This window comes from Rhodovibrio salinarum DSM 9154, from assembly GCF_000515255.1.
In the GTDB taxonomy this organism is placed as follows: domain Bacteria; phylum Pseudomonadota; class Alphaproteobacteria; order Kiloniellales; family Rhodovibrionaceae; genus Rhodovibrio; species Rhodovibrio salinarum.
Genome location: NZ_KI911559.1, coordinates 2064163 through 2085914, shown reverse-complemented (window position 1 = coordinate 2085914; position 21752 = coordinate 2064163). Strand labels below are relative to the sequence as shown.

Annotated in this window: 16 protein-coding genes; 7 read left to right on the top strand and 9 right to left on the bottom strand. The window is 64.6% G+C overall.

Annotated elements, in window-relative coordinates; genetic code table 11:
• Positions 1–69 precede the first annotated feature (69 nt).
• The 4 genes from RHOSA_RS0109665 to RHOSA_RS24205 all read left to right on the top strand — a co-directional run bounded on the left by RHOSA_RS0109665 (position 70) and on the right by RHOSA_RS24205 (position 1901).
• The gene (locus RHOSA_RS0109665; protein ID WP_027288503.1) at positions 70–312 is read left to right on the top strand and encodes an Lrp/AsnC ligand binding domain-containing protein; all 243 of its coding nucleotides are present in this window, start codon (positions 70–72) and stop codon (positions 310–312) included.
• Positions 313–735: 423 nt separating this feature from the next.
• The gene (locus tag RHOSA_RS25410) at positions 736–1152 is read left to right on the top strand and encodes a YjiS-like domain-containing protein (protein WP_027288502.1); all 417 of its coding nucleotides are present in this window, start codon (positions 736–738) and stop codon (positions 1150–1152) included.
• Between the two features lie 144 nt (positions 1153–1296).
• A complete protein-coding gene (locus tag RHOSA_RS24210) occupies positions 1297–1617 on the top strand; it encodes a transposase (protein ID WP_169816620.1) in 321 nt (106 codons plus the stop codon).
• Positions 1618–1643: 26 nt separating this feature from the next.
• Positions 1644–1901, top strand: coding sequence for a transposase (locus tag RHOSA_RS24205; protein WP_156092646.1), 258 nt, complete (start codon positions 1644–1646; stop codon positions 1899–1901).
• 208 nt (positions 1902–2109) lie between these two features.
• Here RHOSA_RS24205 and RHOSA_RS24700 read toward each other — a convergent pair whose 3' ends face one another.
• Together RHOSA_RS24700 and RHOSA_RS0109645 are read right to left on the bottom strand one after the other, a co-directional pair.
• Positions 2110–3018 carry a DUF3800 domain-containing protein gene (locus RHOSA_RS24700; protein WP_081728622.1) on the bottom strand — a complete coding sequence of 303 codons (909 nt, stop codon included), beginning with the start codon at positions 3016–3018 and terminating at the stop codon, positions 2110–2112.
• Positions 3019–3340: 322 nt separating this feature from the next.
• The gene (locus tag RHOSA_RS0109645) at positions 3341–6586 is read right to left on the bottom strand and encodes a YhdP family protein (RefSeq protein ID WP_027288499.1); all 3246 of its coding nucleotides are present in this window, start codon (positions 6584–6586) and stop codon (positions 3341–3343) included.
• 105 nt (positions 6587–6691) lie between these two features.
• Here RHOSA_RS0109645 and RHOSA_RS0109640 point away from each other — a divergent pair, with 105 nt between their 5' ends.
• Together RHOSA_RS0109640 and bcp are read left to right on the top strand one after the other, a co-directional pair.
• Positions 6692–9661 carry a bifunctional [glutamine synthetase] adenylyltransferase/[glutamine synthetase]-adenylyl-L-tyrosine phosphorylase gene (locus RHOSA_RS0109640; protein WP_037256013.1) on the top strand — a complete coding sequence of 990 codons (2970 nt, stop codon included), beginning with the start codon at positions 6692–6694 and terminating at the stop codon, positions 9659–9661.
• Positions 9662–9705: 44 nt separating this feature from the next.
• Positions 9706–10176, top strand: a complete 471-nt coding sequence (bcp, locus tag RHOSA_RS25095) for a thioredoxin-dependent thiol peroxidase (RefSeq protein WP_027288497.1) — start codon at positions 9706–9708, stop codon at positions 10174–10176.
• Between the two features lie 107 nt (positions 10177–10283).
• Here bcp and RHOSA_RS0109630 read toward each other — a convergent pair whose 3' ends face one another.
• From RHOSA_RS0109630 to ugpB, 7 genes are all read right to left on the bottom strand, one after another.
• On the bottom strand, positions 10284–11090 hold the full coding sequence (locus tag RHOSA_RS0109630; protein WP_027288496.1) for an NAD-dependent epimerase/dehydratase family protein: 807 nt from the start codon (positions 11088–11090) through the stop codon (positions 10284–10286).
• Between the two features lie 266 nt (positions 11091–11356).
• A complete protein-coding gene (locus RHOSA_RS21660) occupies positions 11357–11959 on the bottom strand; it encodes a phosphotransferase (protein ID WP_081728621.1) in 603 nt (200 codons plus the stop codon).
• Positions 11956–15663 carry a vitamin B12-dependent ribonucleotide reductase gene (locus tag RHOSA_RS0109615; protein WP_027288495.1) on the bottom strand — a complete coding sequence of 1236 codons (3708 nt, stop codon included), beginning with the start codon at positions 15661–15663 and terminating at the stop codon, positions 11956–11958. Before RHOSA_RS0109615 ends, RHOSA_RS21660 begins: the two co-directional genes overlap by 4 nt.
• A gap of 556 nt (positions 15664–16219) precedes the next feature.
• Complete coding sequence (locus RHOSA_RS0109610; RefSeq protein WP_027288494.1) at positions 16220–17302, bottom strand: sn-glycerol-3-phosphate import ATP-binding protein UgpC; 1083 nt, start codon at positions 17300–17302, stop codon at positions 16220–16222.
• Between the two features lie 35 nt (positions 17303–17337).
• Positions 17338–18186, bottom strand: coding sequence for a sn-glycerol-3-phosphate ABC transporter permease UgpE (gene ugpE, locus RHOSA_RS0109605; protein WP_027288493.1), 849 nt, complete (start codon positions 18184–18186; stop codon positions 17338–17340).
• 13 nt (positions 18187–18199) lie between these two features.
• Positions 18200–19087: a sn-glycerol-3-phosphate ABC transporter permease UgpA gene (gene ugpA / locus RHOSA_RS0109600; RefSeq protein ID WP_027288492.1), complete on the bottom strand. Its 888-nt coding sequence runs from the start codon at positions 19085–19087 to the stop codon at positions 18200–18202.
• A gap of 162 nt (positions 19088–19249) precedes the next feature.
• On the bottom strand, positions 19250–20575 hold the full coding sequence (gene ugpB / locus RHOSA_RS0109595) for a sn-glycerol-3-phosphate ABC transporter substrate-binding protein UgpB (RefSeq protein ID WP_027288491.1): 1326 nt from the start codon (positions 20573–20575) through the stop codon (positions 19250–19252).
• A 264-nt stretch (positions 20576–20839) separates the two neighbouring features.
• Between ugpB and RHOSA_RS0109590 the strand changes: the two genes are divergently transcribed.
• A complete protein-coding gene (locus RHOSA_RS0109590; RefSeq protein WP_027288490.1) occupies positions 20840–21730 on the top strand; it encodes a DMT family transporter in 891 nt (296 codons plus the stop codon).
• The last annotated feature ends 22 nt before the right edge of the window (positions 21731–21752 follow it).

Below are 21752 nucleotides of genomic sequence, written 5' to 3'. Positions count from 1 at the left end.
GGGGACCGGCGATCCGTTGGCTAGTCTTGCGGCGTGCCGTGTCTTTCAACCGGCCACGAGGGCCCGTTCATGAAGACCATCTTCATCCAGGTGAAGTGCGACCTGGGCAAGGCCTATGAGGTCGCCGACGATCTGATCCAGCAGGTCGAGGAGGTGTCTGAGGTGCACTCGATCTCCGGCCAGTTCGACCTGATGGTGAAGTGTTACCTCCCGGATGAGGCGGACATCGGCCATTTCGTGAACAAGAAGGTCCAGACCCTTCCGGGGATTGCCGACACCTTTACCCTGATTGGCTTCAAGGCGTTCGGGTAAGCAGCTCTCCCCGTTCTGGGCGATCGGGCCTTGTCCCACCGTTCAAGGCCGTCAGGACTTCGAAGCGCCACTCTTTAGACGGTTCCCGCGCCGGGTGCTGTAATCCGAGCCAAGCCCTGCGGCAGTTCGACCCGTTATTTCAAAGCAGACCCATAACGCGCCTATCCTGCGACGATGTGGCTCTGCAGCACAGTCATTACTGCGCTGCGAAAACTGCGCTGTGTCCCTATAATCAGTAGGGCCATCTATACGGCTAGCAGGATGAAGGAAGGACGCCCGCGCACCGAAGGCCACGGTTCACGGGGCTGGGCGCGATCGATTGAGCCGCGGATGAGATATCGACGGCTTGTGATGATTGCGTCTCGGGACGTGGGTGCCCGTCTGGAAACCGTTCATCACGATCTTCCAAGATGGGGAAACACCATGGCGCGATTCACCCAAAGCGAACAGGACCAACTGGTCCACGCGCGCGTACACGCAGTCGAGCAGATTGCCCAGCGCGAGCAGGCCACCGATGTCGATGCGAACCGCTTGGCGCGTCGCACGCACGCGGCCCGGGCAGACACGGTGCGCAGCCTACGCAGCCGGCTGCAACACGCCCTGACACGCGCATTGCCGGCCCTCGCCCGCGCGCGTGTGCGGGCCCGCGTCCGCCGCGAACTCGGCGAGCTATCGCCTGAGATGTTGCGTGATGTCGGGATCACCCGAACCGAAATCCGCCGCGTCGCGAAGGAGAAGGCGGAGCTTGCCGTACCGCCGAAGGGGGGAGTCGAAGCAACCGACACGCCCTATTTCAAGACCAAGCCGCACGGCGCCTTCGACATCGCGCGCTACGCCTAAGGCGTATTCTGCGCGGCGCGGGCGACGCGGCTTGCGGGCCGGGCCAGGGAGCAACACCCTGGCCCGGCTTCTTTTTTTGGCGACTACATACCTGACAAACCCAGCCGATTCGCTATGACCTTCTATAAGGATCGGAGAGTCGCGTTGAGCGTTCTGATCACCCCCTACTTCCATGACGACATCGTCGCATTCGCGAACTTAGAGGCGATCATGTGGCCCAAGGGTCCGGTCTGCCCTCACTGCGACAGCATGGAGAATATCTACAAAATCGACCCGACCCCGGAGAAGAAGGTTCGGATGGTTCGGATGGGCCTACACAAATACGGTCACGGCCACAAGCAGTTCACGGTAAAGGTCGGAACGGTCCTCGAGTCCAGCCACACCTGCTGCACAAGTGGTTCCAAGCGGCTTACCTTCTCCGATCCAACAAGACAAGAAGGGCATGAGCGCCCACAAGCTAGCTGAAGATCACGTACAAGTCCGCATGGCTCATGGTGCATCGACTGCGTGAGGTAATGCGGCTCGGGGACCTGGAGCCGTTCGGTGAGCATAGCGGTGCGGTCGAGGTGAACAAAACGTTCATCGGTCAAGACCGAAGCATCAAGCCGAAGGACGGGAAGAAAGGTCGGGGCTACCATCACAAACACAAAGTGCTGGCGTTGGTTGACCGCAACACCGGCCAAGCCCATACGATGCTGGTGAATGCTCTGAAGGCTGCCACGCTGGCACCATCATCCATAAAAACGTGAAGCGCCAAAGGCAAGCGGCTAACCTATCAGAGGGCTGATCAGCCGACGACGCAAAAAGTGAATCGAAACAATGATTTGCATCAAACCATTGATTCCAAAGACTGAATCCTACACTATAGTCATGGTGGGAACGCCGGAATGCTCCCGGGCTGTGGGTAGCCAGTCCCACGGCGTCCATAGGACGCTCGGTACTTAGGAGACCGCTGGGCTAAAAGGCCGATGGATTAGACGGGGCCGGGGCCCACCATTCTTTCGGGTAGCCATAATGGCGAAATATGGCTTCTTGCTCTGGCCGGAGTTGGGCCTTTCGCATGTTCGGCATGAGTTTAAGTCCGTAGCCCGAAATTTGGCCAGTTGCTGTGTCTGGTGCTCGGCCCATTCTTTTACCCAATGCCATTGCAAACTGCGGATCGCATGCACCTGTATCGTAGACATCACATCCCTTGAACACGGAGCCCGCCACTGCATCAGCGAGTTGTAGCCCTGCACGTTCTGTGTGGTTGTAGACGTCGAGCAAGTCTCGGTGCATGACGCTCCAAGCAAGGTCACCTAGCGGTAGATAGAGGTTATTGGCTGAACTTTTCATCTTCAGCCATTCATAATAGGCAGTCATCTGGGAGTAAGAGAGCCCGCCCCGCTCGCTGTATTCAATTTTCAACTTCTTGACGCTGCCATACTTATCAATAGACTTACTTTCAACGAAGTGTGTTACCCGTTCGAGTAAGATACGAGTCATCCAACAGTAGAACCAGTTTTTGGATGGAATTTTTGCGGCATTAGGGTTCGTGTATCCCCTCATGTTCTTCTTGTTCGAGGCGACTGCGAAGCACCGGACAGGCAGATCAGCGATCGATTTGCACGTGACTAATTTTTTTGCAGGGTTCAAGCCAGAGAAATGAAGATCGCATCGTTGGTGGTTTCGGAAGTTACCAATGATCTTTCGTACCCATTGGATCGTCTCCCGCTCGTTCTCCGCATCAACGACAACCGCTGCGAGGACGAGCCATTCGCTCGAGCCGTTCTCGTCAATAGGCTTCACCTTGGCCAAGCCGTCGTCGCCAGACTCATCAATATAGGCGACAAAGCCATATTCAGGGCGTTCGGGCGAAGAAGACATCAAATAGCAAGCCGAAAAGCACTAGCGAAAGGCAACGAGAGAAATTCGTCAAAACCGCCCGCGAACACGGCTGCGCGGAAGACGAAGATGAGTTCGAGCGCAAGTTATGAAAGGTAACGCAGCAGAAGCCAAAGAAGGACCCCCCGGGTAAGTGAGCCTGGGTTTCTTGTAGACAACCTGCTCTGGTGAGTTCTCTATAATGTGGTTCATGGTGTTGTCAGCCATTCTTCCCTCCGTTTGAGGTGACCACGAAGGGCTTTATACTACCAAACGGCAGTGAATTTGCGAACTATGCAACCGCCTTTTTGTCGCATCCCCCAGGCTAATTGTTCGGGCGCTTGGGCGGCCAATCGGGGTTGGGCTCGCTCTGCTTGAGGTCGCCCAGTCGCCCGAACAGGCCACGCAAAAAGCCGGGCGCGAGGGCGGACAGCGGGTTCACCGACACGTTCGGCTCTCCGAGCGCTCCCGTAACCGCATAGGATACGGCGAACAGCCCCTGCCCCTCCCCACCGGTCAGCAGCGTGCCCAACACCGGGATGTTGCCCAAGACCCTGTTCGTCGAGGCGGCCGGCACGACCACGCCGCTCAGATCGAGTTCTTCTGAATCCAGATTAACCGCGCCCTGAAGCGTTACACCCAACGCGGAACCATAAGCGTGCAGCAGATCCGTGGTGAGCTGGCCGCGATCGTACACAACCTTCCCGGTCAGGGATTGGAAGGTGATGCCTTCTCCCTGCATGACGTTGCGAATACCGGTGAAGGAGCCGAGAGTGAGGATCCGCGCCATGGTCGGCGCATCGACCAGACGGAAGTCGCTGATCCGTACCTGGACGTCGAGCGGGCTGGATGGCGACGAGCTGCGGGCGGTCCCGTCGATGCGCATCGTTCCGCCCTCGATGCTGTCATAGATGTTGAGCGCCCGCAGCATGGCGCCACTGTCGGCGGCATGAACCTTCAATTGCCGTGGACCATCATTCGGGCCCGGGCCGTAGCTCAGATCGAACGGACGCGCGCCACCGGCGCGTCCCGCGTCCTTGTGGGCGAAACGCGCAGGCGCTTCTCCCGCGATCCGGATCGCCCGCCACCAGCCTTCCGATCCGCGCCGGGCCGACAGCGTGACGTTCTCGACATAGCGATCCCGGGCAAAGTGAACACGCCGCAGGTCTGATGGCCGCAACTCAAGCGTCGGGGGGCGGTCGACGTCGGCGCCGGAATCCCGCGCGCCTGCCAGCGCGGTCTCCAGATAGGGCGCCAGATCCAACACACCACCACCAATCTCCGCCGACCAGCCGGTCTCGGTGCGCGACAGTTTTAGCTCCTGCAGATCGTTCCGGCCCAGACGTAGTTCTGCGAGCTGAACGCGCTGCAGCCGCCGGCCGCCGTCCGAGAGCCGCGCGCTGCCGCTTGTCGCGCGCAGTTCTTTGCCATCCTGCGCGACCGCTGAAGCCTCGACCTCGGTAAGCGCAACCGGGGCGCCGTCCTCAAGATTAAGCGTGGCGTCAAGGCGCCCGGGATTGCCCGGCGGCTTCACCCACTGTGCAGCTTCCAGCGCAACGCGCGCGGGGCTTAGATCGGCGCCAAGCCGCACGCTGGAGCGCGCGCCCCGGAACGACCGGTAGGTGACGTCGAGCCCGACCGGACCGTCCAGGTAGGGCCGCGTCTCGACGCCCAGGCGGGCGCGCGCAGGCGCCGACAACGCCGGAACCTCGGCGTCGATCTGGGTGACCACCTCGGCATCGGCCTCGAAGCGTTCCCGCCAGGTCATCTCCTCAACCTGAACGCCGCCCAGGCGCACCGGCCCGGTCACCGTCATGCCTGTCTTATTGACCGACAGATCGAGATCGCCATCGCTCGCGTCCTGGCCCAGCACGAAGTCCGCCACGCCGACATCGGACAGCTCGGCATCGGCCTGGACCTCCGTCTGCTCGAACGTCAGCGCGTCGATCAGCGGGAAGGCGAAGGTCACCTTCCCCTGGTCGATCTGACCCGAAACGCTGTCGGGGTTAAGGTCGAGCCGATCCAGCAGGTCGAGCCGCGGGTGGTCGAGCAACTGCAGCGCCTGGCGCAATTGACCCTGAAGACCGAAGGCGATGTCGATGAACTGGTCACTGTCCTGCATGCCGGTGATGGCAATATCGCCCGAGGGGATCGTCAGATCCCCCAACCGGCCGCCTGCGATCTGCAGGTCGAAACGGTCCGCAGTGAAGCTGGCTGTGCCGGCCACGTCGGTCACGGGCGGCATCGGGCGCAGGTAGTGCACGTCCAGGCCCGTGTAATCGATCTGCCCGTTCAGCTCCGCCAGCTCGATCGATTCCAGCCCGCCTTCCGCCGGCATGCGCAGATCCGCGGTCAGTTCGGCGCGTTCCGCCGTGCCGGTCCGGATGTTGGGAACCACCCAGTCGCGCGCGTTGGCCGCCATCCCGACCGGCCAGTAGTCGCCCAACCGGTCCAGGTTCAAACCTGTCGCGGACAGCATGACGTTGGCCACGCCGGCGCCCGCCGGCGTCATCTGGGCCGACGCGCTGGCCGTGATGGTCGGACCGCCGTCCGGAGCGTCGCCGAAGGCGACCTCGAAGGTCTCCAGACTGCCTTGCCGGGCCACCGCATCATAGCTGACCTTGGCGCGCAGGTTGCGAACCGGTCGCGGTTCCGGCAGCAGCTCCGGCACGGCCAGCGTGCCTTCGCCGCCGGTCACCTCAGCCGCGGCCGCGCGGATTTCGCCCGATAGCGCCAGCGTCGCCTCCGCCCGACCTGAGAGCGGAAGTGCGATTTCCCGCGCCTTGGCCAGCTGCGGCAGGCGTGCGGCCAAGGCGTCCAGGCGCAAGCCATCGAAGCCCGCGGAAACGTCCAGCCGACCACTACCGCGCACGTAAGCGATCTCTGCCTGCGCGTGCAGGTCCTCGCGACCAAGCGCCACCGCGAGATCGGCTTGTCCGTCGAGTCCGGCCTCCGTCCGGCGCAGTTGCACGGACGCATCGGGCGCAACCCAGACCACGCCCAGAGTCTCGTCGCGCAGGATAATTCGCGTGCCCACGACGCGCAGGCTTTGCAGATAGCTGAGCGGCCGGTCCGGGCCCGGCTCCGCCATCAGGTCGGTCAGCAGCGCCGGCACGACGGCTGAAACACCCTGACCTGTCGAACGCCGTTCCGCCGTCGGCGCATCCCCGCCGAAGCGCACCCCCTCGGCATCGCGCACGATCGTGAGAGTCGCCCCGCGGCCGGTCACGGCCGTCGGCGCCACCGTCCCCTGGGCCAGGGCCGGCAGGCTGAGCCGTAGGTCCAATGCCGGCAGGCTGGCCACCGGCTGCCCATCGCGACTCGCCTGTACGTCACGCACCCGCAAAACGAACGTCTCGGGCCAGCCCTCCCACGCCAGAACCGTGGTGCCGACGTCGATGTCGAAATCGCCGCTGCCCTCGCTCAGCGCCGTCTCGATGCGGGGGGTCAGAAAATCAAGCTGCACCGGGCCCTGCGCCAAACGCCACACCAATACGCCGCCCACGATCAGGGTGAGCGCGGCCAGGCCGCCGATGAGGTCGAGAAAAATGCGGGTCGTACGCTTAACCATCCCTCTTAGGTTCGCATGACGCATACATCGTCGCCTAGATGCCTTGACCCCACGTCACGGCCTTCGCACGCTCTCCCCTTACGATGCCACACGCCGGACCCCCAGATGACCGCTGGCCACCCCCTTCCTTACCGCGCCGACAACCTGCCCCGCGCCACCAACCAGCAGCAGGTCGACCTCGGCTTCCAGCACTGGCAGGAGCGTGTCGCCCGGCTGGACGACACCGAACTCGCAGAGTTCTGTCGCGCACTTGCCAACGACCCGGACGGCCGCGCGCTCCTGGAGGGCATCTTCTCCAACTCGCCCTTCCTGAGCGACTGTGCCATGGCGGACCTCGCGGGCTTCCGCGACCTGCTGCAACGGGGACCGGACGCGGTGCTCGCCGAGCAGCTAACGCGCGTGCGCACGGAAGCGGATACCGACGACCCCGCAACCTGCATGCGTGTGCTACGCCAGTGCCGGCGCCTGACCGCGCTGGGTGTGGCCCTGGCCGACATCGCCGGGCTGTGGGATCTGGACCAGGTGACGGCGGCGCTGAGCGCTTTCGCGGACGCGGCCGTCGACACCGCGCTTGCCAGCCAGATACGCAAGTACGCCGAACGCGGCCAATGGGAGATCGCCGACCCGGACAATCCGACGCAGGGCTGCGGCATCGCAGTGCTGGCGATGGGCAAACTGGGCGCGGGAGAGCTCAACTACTCCTCCGACATCGACTTGATCGTGATCCACGATCCCGACCGCGCGCCCTATACTGGGAGTAAGGATTTCCACGACGTCGCAGTGCGCATCACGCGCGAACTGGTGCGTCTGCTCGAGGAGCGGACCAAGGATGGCTTCGTCTTCCGCTGCGATCTGCGGCTGCGCCCCGACCCGTCGGCGACGCCGCTGGCGCTGTCGTTCGACGCGGCGGAGACCTACTACGAAAGCCTGGGCCAGAACTGGGAACGCGCGGCGATGATCAAGGCGCGCGCCCACGCCGGTGACATCGCGCTCGGACAACAGTTCCTGCAGGTGCTGCGCCCGTTCGTCTGGCGCAAACACCTCGACTTCTGGGCGATCCAGGACGTCCATTCGATCAAGCGGCAGATCTACGCGCACAAGGGCGGCAGCACGGTCACGGTCGCCGGCCACAACGTGAAGCTCGGCCGGGGCGGCATTCGGGAGATCGAGTTCTACGCCCAGACCCAGCAGCTGATCTGGGGCGGACGGGAACAGCGCCTGCGCAGCCCCCGCACGCAGGAGGCGTTGGCGGCGCTGGCCAAGGCCGGGCACATCGATCCCGACGACGCCCGTGCGCTATCCGATGCCTACGCCTACCTGCGCCGGCTGGAACACCGGCTGCAGATGGTCGAAGACCAGCAGACGCAAAGCCTGCCCGAGGACGATGCGGGTTTGGACGAGATCGCAGGGTTCATGAACTATCCCGAGAGCGACTCCTTCCGACGGGAACTGCTGGGCCACCTGCATACGGTGGAGGACCGCTACGCCGCCCTGTTCGAGGAGGAGCCGTCGCTGTCCGGGCCGGGCAACCTGGTATTCACCGGCGGCGAGCCTGACCCGGAAACGCTCAAAACGCTCGCCACCCTGGGTTTCCAGGACGGCGAGAAGGTGTTCCACGTCGTCGCCACCTGGCATCGCGGCCGCTACAAGGCGACCCGCTCGCGCCGCTCGCGAGAGTTCCTGACCGAGTTGATCCCGGCGTTGTTGGAGGAACTCGGCAAGACGTCGCATCCCGACAGCGCGCTCACCAAGTTCGATGAGTTCCTGGCGGGCCTGCCGGCCGGCGTGCAGCTGTTCTCGATGCTCTACGCCAACCCGCGGCTGTTGCAACTGCTGGCCTCGATCGTGGGCGCCGCGCCGGCCCTGGCCGACCATCTGAGTCGCCATCCGGGCCTCTTGGAAGCTGTGCTGCAGCCGGGTTTCTTCGAGAGCATCCCGGAACGCGACGCCCTGTCAGACGAGTTGACCGGCCTGCTGTCGGACGCGCGCGACTTTCAGGATGTGCTCGACATCTGCCGGCGCTGGGCGAACGACCGGCGCTTCCAAGTCGGCGTGCACCTGCTGGAGCACGCCGCCGACGTCGACGAGGTCGGCCGGGCGATGAGCGAGATCGCGGAGGTCGCGCTGGAAGGCGTCTGGCCGCATGTGCAGGCGGACTTCGCGGAGAAGCATGGCCGCCTGCCCGGCCCCGGCATGGCGGTGGTCGCAATGGGCAAGCTGGGCGGCCGGGAGATGACGATCTCCAGCGACCTGGACCTGATCTTTGTCTATGAGGCCGAGGATAAGGACCAGGAATCCGACGGCCCGAAGCCGCTGGAACCGACGCGCTATTACGCCCGTCTGGCGCAGCGGCTGATCAACGCGATCTCCGCGCCAACCGGCGAGGGCAAACTGTACGAGGTCGACATGCGCCTGCGCCCGTCCGGCGCCTCGGGGCCGATCGCGGTCACCTTCAACGGCTTCCAGCGCTACCAGCAGGAACAGGCCTGGACGTTCGAGCACATGGCCCTGACCCGCGCGCGCCCGATCCTGGGCGACCCGGCGCTCTGCGCACGGCTGCGGGAAACGATCACGGGCGTCCTGACCGCCCCGCGCGACCGCACCAAGCTGCTGGCGGACGCCGCCGACATGCGCCGGCGGATCGCCCAGGAGCACAAGGCCAGCACGATCTGGCAGGTCAAGCATCTGCGCGGCGGGATCGTGGATCTGGAGTTCACCGCCCAAGCGTTACAACTCACCCACGCCCAGGACACGGCCGAGGTGATCGACGGCAACACCCAAGCCGCCTTCGACAAGCTCGCCCAGGCCGGCAAGCTCGACCGCGACCTGGCCGACGAGTTGATCGCCGCCACCCGCTTCATGCGCCAGATTCAGGGCATCCAGCGCCTGACCGCCGGCCAGGCGGTGGACGAGGACACCGCCCCGGAAGGCGTACGTCAGCGCCTGGCCCAGGCGGTCGGCGCATCCGACTTCGCGGATTTGCGCGACAAGCTCGTGGCCACGGCCGAACGGGTGCGCCATATCTTCGCCGAGATCGTCGAGACGCCCTCCGGCGTTTCTTCCGAGCCCGCCTGAGACGTTCATATCAGTCATTCAATAACAAGGAGTTACGCCTCACCATGACCATCGACGTCGGTGATCCCGCCCCGGACTTCTCGAAGCCCCGCGATGGCGGCGGCACGCTGTCGCTGGCCGACCTGAAGGGCCGGCCGACCGTGATCTACTTCTACCCCAAGGACGACACGCCCGGCTGCACCAAGGAGGCTTGCGGCTTCCGCGACGCCTGGGAAGACGTCACGGACGCCGGAATCAACGTGGTCGGCGTGTCCAAGGACACGGCTGCGAGCCACGACAAGTTCAAGGCCAAGCACGAGCTGCCCTTCCCGCTGATCGCCGATGAGGACAAGGAGCTCGCCCAGGCGTTCGGCGTATGGAAGGAGAAGAACATGTACGGCAAGAAGACCATGGGCGTGGAGCGCTCGACCTTCCTGCTGGATTCCGAAGGGGTGGTCCGCAAGGCCTGGCGCAAGGTCAAGGTCGACGGCCACGTCGAGAAGGTCTTGGAAGAAGCGAAGAAGCTGCAGGGATAAGCGGCCGGACCGGCGCCCTTCCGACCACCCAGGCGGTGCGGACGCGCCCTATCCGATAAACCTGAGAGTAAGAGCCGCGGGCAAGGTGGATACCCTTGCTCGCGGCTCTAACTTTTGTCGGATGGATGTCCGGCAGCCACGAACCCACCGCCCTGATAGATCACCGCCGGATCGCGCGCGTCCTGGCGGCTGGCCGACGCAAGGACTTCGGCGCGCCATTTCGCGGAACTATGCTTCGGCCGCCAGCCCAGGAAATCGGCGTTCCGGTTGTCCCACCAGCTTTCGGCGTTGTCGGACGCGCCATAGACGATGGTGTGGCCGAGCCGGGGCGCGGCAAAGGCGCACGCACACAGGTCGGCCAGATCCTCGACCGCCAGCCAGGTCGCCAGCATCCGCGGGTCCGCCGGCTTCGGAAAGCAGGAGCCGATGCGCACCGACAGGCATTCCTGACCGAACTTGTTGAAATACATGCTGGCGAGGCTCTCGCCGAACACCTTGGAAACGCCGTAGAGCGAGTCCGGCTTCGGCAGCACCGTGTTATCCAGCTGCTCGTCGCGCCGGTAGTAGCCGACCGTGTGGTTGGAACTGGCGAAGATGATCCGCGGCTGGCCGTGATGGCGGGCAGCCTCGAACAGGTTGTAGGCGCCAACGAGGTTGGCATTGAGGATCAGGTCGAACGTCTTCTCGACCGAGACGCCGCCCAGATGGATCACACCATCCACGCCCCCATCAAACAGCGCCGCCACGGCCCCGCTGTCGCCCAAGTCGCAGAGCTGAAAAGACTCATGCGCTGCCAAGTCGGTGATCTCGGTCACGTCCGACAGCACGACGGACGTCGCGAACTCTGCCAGCAGCGGGCGCAACGCCGCGCCCACGCCGCCCGCAGCGCCGGTCATCAACAGCTTGCTCAGCATCGGATATCGCTTTCCCCTATTCGATCAGACCTAGCAACCACATCGAGACTGCCGGTACGTCGGTGACCAGCATCAGAGCTACCAGGATGGCGCAATAGAACGGCCAGATGGTGCGTACGCCTGCTCAATGCCGAGACCACCGATCCCACAGCCGACGAACAGCGTCTAGGAGGCAACGGTCACCATGTTCAGGCCGCCGCGCATGTTGCCGACCGCAGCGGAAGAGAGTCCGGCCACGGGCGTCGCGGCCTCTTGCCCGGTCATGCTCAGACCGCGCGCAGCCAACTCTCCCAGCGCGGATCGTGCATGACCTGCCGGGCGCGCATGTGCTTCCAGACGCCGTACTTGTGGAAATCGAAGTCCAGCTTGGAGACGCAGCTCTGCACCATCGCCCAGGTCGACCACTTCATGTCGGCCAGCGCCTTGCCGATCCAGACCCGCGCCTCGATCTGCGGGTCGAGACGTCCGAAATACTCCTCCAACAGCTCCGCCTCGATCTCCGGCGGGAAGAACATCTCGCCGAACCAAAGCCCAAGCTCGTAAAAGGGATCATTGTTGGAGGCGTACTCGAAATCGACCAGCATGATCTCCTGGCGGTCGTTCAGCATGAAGTTGCCGGCCAACGTGTCGTTCATGCAGGGAACGTGGCCCACGCCCGCCGCCTCCAACGCCGCGCGCGCTTCGCGGTAGCGGGCCAGCAACCAGCCGATGTCCGGGGGATTGTGACCTAGGCCGTACCGCAGATTCGGTTGACGACATTTCAGATGCCGCTGCGGATAAACCTCGCGCCACTTGTGAAGTGAGGCAGTCCGCAACGCCGCTTGAGGACAAACCTCGCGCCGTTGCGGACCTAGCGAAAGCGGCCTCAGCTACACCCGCTCGTCGAGCCGCAGGTGTCGCACTTCATGCAGGTGCCGTTGCGCACCAGGGTGAAGTTGCCGCAGGAACCGCAGGCGTCGCCTTCGTAGCCCTTGAGGCGGGCCTGCATGGCACGCTCGCGGTTCTTCTCCCCGGCTTCGCTGACCGGCTCCTCGACGAGTGCCGCATTGGCGGCGCCACGGCTGGCGGTGGTGACCGTCTGGGTGCTGGCGCTCACCGTCTCGCGGGTCGCGGCGTAGGTCGTGGCGCCCTGAGCCTCGGCCACGGCCCCGTCGGTGCCGGTTGCCTGGGCCCCGCGGCCGCCGTCGTAGACCAGCAGCGAGGAGCGGACGTAGCCGGTCGAGGCGTAGCGGCGAACCGTCTCCGCCACCTGCTCGCGCTGGCTTTCCGCCTCGCCCCGGCCGAGCTCGTCCGGCGCCGTCTGGTCGCCGCCCACGTGGGCCAGGTCGTCGCGGCCCAGATAGGAGATCGCCAGTTCGCGGAAGATGTAGTCGAGCAGCGAGGTGGCGAACTTGATCCGGTCGTTGCCCTGCACGCCGCCGGCCGGCTCGAAGCGGGTGAAGGTGTAGGCGTCGACGTACTCCTCCAGTGGCACGCCGTACTGCAGGCCGATCGAGATCGCGATCGCGAAATTGTTCATCAGTGAGCGGAAGGCCGCGCCCTCCTTGTGCATGTCGATGAACACCTCGCCCAGGCTGCCATCGTCGTACTCGCCGGTGTGCAGGTAGAGCTTGTGGCCGCCGACCACCGCCTTCTGGATGTAGCCCTTGCGCCGGTCGGGCAGACGCTCGCGCTGGGCGCGCTTCTCGACGATCCGCTCGACCACGCGCTCGGCGACCTGCTCGGCCTTCTGCGCGGTCGGCGCCTCGGCGATCTCCTCGACTTCCTCGTCGACGTCGTCGAGGTCGGTGTCAGCCATCACGCTGGACAGCGGCTGCGACAGCTTGGAGCCGTCGCGGTACAGCGCGTTCGCCTTCAGCCCCAGGCGCCAGGACAGCATGTAGGCGTCCTTGCAATCCTCCACGCCGGCCTTGTGAGGCATGTTGATCGTCTTGGAGATCGCGCCCGAGATGAACGGTTGCGACGCCGCCATCATCCGGATGTGGCTCTCAACCGACAGCGCCCGGGTGCCCTTGCGCCCACAGGGGTTGGCGCAGTCGAACACGGAATAGTGGCTGACCTTCAGGTGTGGCGCACCCTCCAGCGTCATGGCGCCACAGCAGTAGGTGTTAGCGGCGTCGACCTGATCGCGTGTGAAGCCGAGCGCCTGCAGCATGTCGAAGCTGAAGTCGTTCAGCTGCGCCTGCTCGAAGCCCAGCACCTTGGTGCAGAACTCCTCGCCCAGGGTCCACTTGTTGAAGGCGAACTTGATGTCGAACGCGCTCGCAAGCGCGCTCTCCACCGCCTCCAGCGCGGCCTGGGTGAAGCCGAGCTGCTTCAGGCTCTCGTGGTTGACGTAGGGCGCGTCCTGCAGCGTGCCGTGGCCGACCGCGTAGCGGATGATGTCTTCCACCTGGCCGTCGTCGTAGCCCAGCGTCTGCAGCGCCTCCGGCACGGTGCGGTTGATGATCTTGAAGTAGCCCCCGCCGGCCAGCTTCTTGAACTTCACCAGCGCGAAGTCGGGCTCGATGCCGGTGGTGTCGCAGTCCATCACCAGGCCGATCGTGCCGGTCGGCGCGACCACGGTCGCCTGGGCGTTGCGGTAGCCGTACTGCTCGCCGAGTTGCACCGCCGCGTCCCAGGAACGCTTGGCCGCCTCGGCCAGATCGGCGGTCGGCACGTTCGCCAGGTCGAGCGCGACCGGGGCCATCGACAGGCCTTCGTAGCCCTGGCTCTCGCCATGGGCGGCCCGGCGGTGGTTGCGCATCACCCGCAGCATCGGCTCGCGGTTCTGGGCATAGCCCGGGAAGGCACCCAGCTCGCCCGCCATCTCCGCGCTGGTGCGGTAAGCGACGCCGGTCATCACCGCCGACAGCGCGCCGGCGAACGCCCGGCCTTCGTCACTGTCGTAGGACAGGCCGTTGGCCATCAGCAGCCCGCCCAGGTTGGCGAAGCCGAGGCCCAGGGTGCGGTACTCGTAGGACAGGCGCGCGATCTCCTCGGAGGGGAACTGCGCCATCAGCACCGAGATCTCGAGCACCATGGTCCACAGCCGCACGGCATGCTCGTAGCTCTCGACGTCGAACGAGCCGTCGGCGTGGCGGAACTGCATCAGGTTTAGCGACGCCAGGTTGCACGCCGTATCGTCCAGGAACATGTATTCCGAGCACGGGTTGGAGGCGTTGATCCGCCCGGAGTTCGGGCAGGTGTGCCACTCGTTGATCGTGCTGTCGTACTGCAGCCCCGGATCGGCGCAGGCCCAGGCGCTATACCCGATCTTCTCCCACAGCTCGCGCGCCTTGACGGTCTTCACGACCGAGCCGTCGACCCGGTTGGTCAGGTGCCAGTCGTCGTCGTTCGCGACCGCCTCCAGGAAGCCGTTGGTCAGGCGCACCGAGTTGTTGGAGTTCTGGCCGGAGACCGTCAGGTAGGCCTCGCTGTCCCAGTCGGTGTCGTAGGTCTTGAACGCGATCTGGGTATAGCCCTGGCGCGCGAACTGGATCACGCGCTGGACGTAGTTCTCCGGCACGTGCGACTTGCGCGCGTCCTTGATCGCCTTCTTGAGGTCGGGATTGCGCTTGGGATCGAACGCCGCCTCGCCGTGGTCGCGGGCGACGTTGATCGCCTCCATGACCTCGCTCATGTGCTTGCGCGCGGCCTTGGAGCCAGCGACCAGGGCAGCGACCTTCTGCTCCTCGACGACCTTCCAGTCGATGTACTCCTCGATGTCCGGGTGATCGATGTCGACCGTGACCATCTTGGCCGCCCGGCGCGTGGTGCCGCCGGACTTGATCGCGCCGGCCGCCCGGTCGCCGATCTTCAGGAAGGACATCAGACCGGACGACTTGCCGCCACCGGCCAGCCGCTCGCCGGAACCGCGCAGCTTGGAGAAGTTCGTGCCGGTGCCGGAGCCATACTTGAACAGGCGCGCCTCACGGACCCACAGGTCCATGATGCCGTTGTCGTTCACCAGATCGTCGTTGACCGACTGGATGAAGCAGGCGTGCGGCTGCGGACGCTCGTAGGCGCTGTCCGAGGGCTTCACCTGACCGGTCTTGTAGTCGACGTAGTAGTGGCCCTGGCTCGGCCCGTCGATGCCGTAGGCCCAGTGCAGACCGGTGTTGAACCACTGCGGGCTGTTCGGCGCGGCCATCTGGTTGGCCAGCATGAAGCGCATCTCGTCGAAGAAGGCGCGCGCGTCCTCCTCGCCGTCGAAATAGCCGCCCTGCCAGCCCCAGTAGGTCCAGGTGCCGGCCAGCCGGTCGAACACCTGGCGGGCGCTCGTCTCCCCGCCGTAGCGCTGCTCGGCCGGGACGGACTCCAGCGCCTGCTCGTCCGGCACGCGGCGCCACAGCCAGGACGGCACCGAGGTTTCCTCGACCGCCTTGGTGGCTGCCGGCACGCCGGCCTTGCGGAAATACTTCTGGGCCAGGATGTCGCTGGCGACCTGGCTCCAGTGCTCGGGCACCTCGACACGTTCGGCCTGGAACACGACCGAGCCGTCCGGGTTCCGAATCTCGCTCGACGTCTCGCGGAAACCGATCGACTCGTAGACATCCTGCCCGGCCTCGGTGAAGCGGCGCTGGATCCTCATTGCTCCTGTACCCCCGGTCTAAAAGACAGACTCCACCCGTGCCGCGGAAAACCCATTTCCCGCCGGTTAGGAAGTCAGATTGTCCATTGTTGGTGTCGGCCTATTTCTCGCGCCGGACACCTTTGAAAGGCTTGTTGTCGGACTTCCGGTCCATGAACCGGCCAGTCTCTGTGTCTCGCTTTGTCCACCGTCCATCGGGATGTTGAACCTGCGAGCGTCCGCGCACCGCACCGTTGCGCTTACCGTCGCCTTTCGGTGGGTTCGTCGCCATCACCCGTATCCCTTCACAGCGGCACAAACTGTACTGAGCACTATCTGTAGCGCTGCCACTGGTGTCAACCACAAGATCGTGGGGCACCCTTCTTGTGGAAAACGTGAATACGGTGCACAACCCGCGCGAAGCCGCCAAAACCCTAGACTGTGCAATGTGGATATCGTTGCCGGGTTCACGCGACTCTGCAGTCTCGATCGCGACGAAAACAACGAAGCTAATACAGCCCGCATGCACGCCATGGAGTCGGCGATGCAAACGCGGTTCCAGTCGCGCGGATGCCCCCTACCCCGCCAGCCGCTGGCCGCTGTCGCGGTCGAACAGGTGCAGCGACTCCGGTTCGACCATCAACGGCACGCGGTCGCCTTCCGCCACCTGGTGCGTGCCCGGCAGACGGGCGGTCAGTTCGTGCGGCGTGTCGTCGACCCGGCCGTGGGCCAGGGTGTCGGCGCCCAGGGTCTCGACGAGATCGACCGATAGTTGAAAGCCCGGCGACTCGCCGTTCACGGTCGGGCGGATGTGCTCCGGGCGTACGCCCAGCGTCACCGACCGGCCGGCATGGTTGGCGAGGCTGTGGTGGCGGGCCAGCGGCTGAGCCATCGAGGCGAGACGGACGTCGCCGCCATCGGCGACCTCGGCGTCCAGGAAGTTCATCGCCGGGGATCCGATGAAACCGGCCACGAAGCGGGTCGCCGGGCGTTGATAGACTTCCAGCGGGGTGTCGATCTGTTCGGCGACTCCGCCATTCATCACCACCAAGCGGTCGGCCAGCGTCATCGCCTCCACCTGGTCGTGGGTGACATAGAGCGAGGTGGTGCCCAGACGGCGCTGCAGTTGCTTGATCTCCAGGCGCATCTGCACGCGCAGCTTGGCGTCCAGGTTGGATAGCGGCTCGTCGAACAGGAACACGCTGGGATCGCGCACGATCGCCCGGCCCATCGCCACCCGCTGACGCTGCCCACCGGACAGCTGGCCCGGCCGGCGTTCCAGATAGTCCTGGATCGCGAGGATCCGCGCGGCCTCCTGCACCCGGCGGTCGATCTCGTCCTTCGACTTGCGGGCGATCTTCAGGCCGTAGGCCATGTTGGCGTAGACGCTCATGTGCGGATAGAGCGCGTAGTTCTGGAACACCATCGCGATGCCGCGCTCCTTGGGTTCCAGTTCGTTGACGCGCTTGCCGGCGATCGAGATCTCGCCCTGCGAAATCTCCTCCAACCCGGCAACCATGCGCAGAAGCGTGGACTTGCCGCAGCCGGACGGGCCGACCACGACGATGAACTCGCCGTCGGCGACGTCCAGGTCGATCCCGTGGATCACCGGCGTCTTGCCGAAGCTTTTGCGGACCTCGCGGATACCGATTTCGCCCATGGCGTTCACTCACGTAATCCAAGCGTTGGGTAGGGTTACTTTTCCTGTTCGACCAGCCCGCGCACGAACTGCCGCTGCATCAGCACGATCACCACCACCGGCGGAATCAGCGCCAACACCGTGGTCGCCATCACGTAGGGCCAGCGCGGCTCGGCCTCCGTCACCTGAACCAGGTTGCTGATGCCGACCACGATGGTGCCCATGTCCTGATCCGTGGTGATCAGAAGCGGCCAGAGGTATTGGTTCCAGCCGTAGATAAACAGGATCACGAACAGCGCGGCGATGTTGGTGCGCGACAGCGGCAGGACGATGTCGATAAAGAAGCGGATCGGCCCGGCGCCATCGATCCGTGCCGCCTCCAGCATCTGATCGGGAATCGTCAGGAAGAACTGCCGGAACAAGAAGGTCGCGGTGGCGCTGGCGATCAGCGGCAGGATCAAGCCCTGATAGCTGTTCAGCAGCGACAGATTGGCGGCGACCTCGTAGGTCGGAATGATCCGCACCTCGACCGGCAGCATCAGGGTGACGAAGATCAACCAGAAGAACAGCGGGCGCAGGGGAAAGCGGAAATAGACGATCGCATAGGCACTGATCACCGAAATAGCGATCTTGCCGATCGAGATTCCCAACGCCATCACCAGCGAGTTGGCGAGCAGCAGCAGCACCGGCGCGCTGCCGAAGTTGGCGACGCTGCCGGTGAGCACGGCCGTATAGTTCTCGATGAGCTGGTCGCCCGGGAGTACCGGAATCGGTGCGCTCAGCACGTCCTCCAGCGGGTGCGTCGAGGCGACGAAGGCCAGATAGACCGGGAGGATCACGGTCAGGATGCCGCCCCACAGCACGGCGTGGGAGAAGATGGTCAGACCGCGGCGGCGTTCGATCATGGTTCAGCGCCCCTCACGTCCCGTATTCCACGCGCTTTTCGACGTAGCGGAACTGGATGATCGTAAGCGCGATCACGATCAGCATCAGCACCACCGATTGCGCCGCCGACGACCCCAGATCGAGCCCTTCGAAACCATCGCGGTAGACCTTGTAGACCATGATGTTGGTCGCATTCGCCGGCCCGCCGGAGGTGGTGGCATGGATCGTCGCGAAGGTCTCGAAGAAGGCGTAGACGAGGTTAACCACCATCAAGAAGAAAGTGGTCGGCGAGAGCAGCGGGAAAATCACCGTCCAGAACCGCCGGAACGGCCCCGCGCCGTCGATCGCCGCCGCTTCGATCAGGGATCGCGGGATCGACTGCAGCCCCGCCAGGAAGAACACGAAGTTGTAGCTGATCTGCTTCCAGGCCGCCGCGATGATCACCATGACCATCGCGTCCGACCCGTTGACCAGCGGGTTCCAGCTGATCCCCAGGCCGTGCATCAGATAGGCCAGGATACCCACGGTGGGATTGAACATGAACAGCCACAACACGCCCGCAACCGCCGGCGCCACGGCATACGGGGTGATCAGCAACGTCCGGTAACCGGTGGCGAAACGGATCACCCGGTCGGCCATGCTCGCCAGAAACAAGCCCGAGCCGATACCGAGCGCCGTGACCGAGACCGTGAAGACCACCGTCACCTTGATCGAATTCAGGTACTGCGGGTCGGACAGCAGGGCGAGGTAGTTCTCGAACCAGACAAACTCGGTCGAGAGGCCGAAGGCGTCCTCCACCAACATCGACTGCCAGAGGGCCTGCCCGGCCGGCCAGATGAAAAAGACCAGCGTGACCGCAAGCTGCGGGGCAACCAGCAGGTAGGGCAACACCGGGTGCTTGAAGTGAACACGTTTGAGCATGGCGCCCGTGGAAATGAATGATCGCGCGAAAGGATGTGCCCTCTCTCCCTTACGGCAGAGAGGAAGCTACCGACACGGACCTACCCCGAACCCTCGAAGCGGGACGCGCCCGCACGACCGTAGCTGGCCATGCGGGCGCTCATCCGCGTACGTGGAACGGCGTTAGCTCGCGTTCTGACGCTCGAACTTGCGGAGCAGCTGGTTGCCGCGCTCAACCGCGGAATCGAGGGCGTCCTCGGCCGACTTGTCGCCGGACCAGACCGCCTCGAGCTCCTCGTTGATGACGTCGCGGATCTGCACGAAGTTGCCGAACCGCAGCCCCTTCGAGTTCGGGGTCGGCTCGTTCAGGCTTAACTGCTTGATCGCGGTATCGGTGCCCGGGTTCTCCTCGTAGTACCCCTCCTCCTGGGCCAGCTCGTACGCCGCGGTAGTGATCGGGACGTACCCGGTGTCCTGGTGCCAGGTGAACTGCACCTCCGGCTGGGAGAGGTAATCGAAGAAACGGGCCACGCCCTGGTACTGCTCGTTATCCTTGCCGCGCAGCACCCACAGCGTCGCGCCCCCGATGATCGAGTTCTGCGGCGCGTCCTCGACGTCGGCGTAATGCGGCAGGAACGCCTGGCCGAACTCGAAGTCGGCCTGCGATTTGATCCCGCCATAATACGCCGAGGAGTTCAGCCACATGGCGCACTTGCCATTGATGAACATCGGCAGGCTCTCGCCGCGGCGACCGCCGTACTGGAAGATCCCCTCCTGCTGCCACTCGCGCAGGTCGGCGATGTGCCGGGTCACCAGATCGTTGTTGAACACCAGCTCGGTATCCAGACCGCCGAAGCCGTTCTGCTTGGTGCCGATCGGGCTGTTGTGCCAGGCCGAGAAGTTCTCGATGGCGACCCAGGACTGCCAGCCGATCGAGAAGCCGCACTCGTAGCCGTTGTCCATGATCTTGCGGGAATACTCGGCGACCTCGCTCCAGGTCTCGGGCGGCTGGTTCGGGTCCAGCCCGGCAGCCTCGAAGGCGTCCTTGTTGTACCACATCACCGGCGAGGAGCTGTTGAACGGCATCGAGAGCATCTCGCCGTCGGTCGTCGTGTAGTACGAGGCGACGGCGGGGATGTAATCGTCCTCGTCGAACGCCACGTCCTGGTCATCCATCAGCTGGTGGACCGGGTAGATCGCGCCCTCAGCGTTCATCATGGTCGCCGTGCCGACCTCGAACACCTGCACGATCGCCGGCTGCTCCTGCGCGCGGAACGCGGAGATCGCCGCGGTCATCGTTTCGGTGTAGTTGCCCTTGTAGACCGGCTTGATCTGATAGGCGTCCTGGCTCTCGTTGAAGCCGTCGGTAATCTTCTCCAGCGCCTTGCCGGTATCACCGCCCAGGCCATGCCAGAATTCGATGGTAATCGGCTCCGCCTGCGCGGCGCTCGCAACGCCGACGATGGCGGTGGTCGTCAACGCGGCAAGCCAACGCTTTGAAGTGCGCATCCCTCGAGTCCTCCCTTATGTGATGCGGGCGCATCTTATGTGTTTTGAGCCCATGCTCGTGTAACACTAAGCGCGGGTTTCGGGCACCCAAAATACCCGCCCCCTTTGCGCAGCACCCGGATAGCGAACGAGGCGGAAGCTAGGCCGGCCCGCAGGACAGCTTGGTTTCAGACATGTGAAGCTTCTGTTTCAGCCATGGTTCGCACCGCCGCGGCGCGAGACAACTCGGGACGCCGCCGCCCATACCCTCTAGTCTGCGCGCCCATGGCCCCGCGCGACCTCCTCTCCGTGATCCTGATCATGGCCGTCTTTGGCAGCGCCTACGTTGTCGGCAAGCTGGGCGTCGGCCACTTCCCGCCGTTCGCCTTCGCCGCACTGCGCTCGGCGATTCTGGCCCTGGCGCTGATCCCGCTATTTCGGTTCGAGCTTCCGGACCGCACACGCTGGCCGGCCCTGGCCGGCTTCTGCCTGACGATGGGCACGGCGGTCTACGCGGCGATGTACCTCGCGCTGATGCTGACCCATACGGTCGCCCCGATCATCATCGGAACGCAGCTGTCGGTCCCATTCGCCGTGCTGCTGGGGCTGCTGGTTCTGAAGGAGCCCGTTGGCTGGGCTACCTGGATCGCGATCCTGGCGGCCTTCTCGGGCGTGGTGGTGATCGCCTTCGACCCCGCGCTGGTGAACGACCTGCCCGCCCTGGGCGCGATCGCGGTCAGCGCGTTCAGCTATGCCCTCGCCACGATGTTCGCCCGCGCCCTGCGTGGGGTCAGCGCGTTCGCGATGAACGGCTGGATGGCGATCAGCGCGATCCTGCCCCTCGGCCTGCTCTCGCTCATGTTCGAAGACGGACAGTGGCAGGCGATCCGTACGGCCGGCTGGCTGCAGTGGGGCGTGCTGCTGCACTCCGCCCTCGTGGTCTCGCTGGTCGGGCACGTCTGGATGTTCTCGCTCTACCGCCGCTATGCCGTGGCGACCGTGATCCCCTTCTACGTCCTGATGCCGGTGTTCGGGGTCGCGATGAGCCAGCTCGTGTTCGCCGAAACGCCCACGCTGCAGACCTGGATCGGCGGCGCGATCGTGCTCGCCGCGACCTATGCGGTGAACCGGATCACCACCCGCGACCGCGAAACCCGGGTGGCGCGCGCCCGCTGACGCGCCGATCACGGGGGCCGTG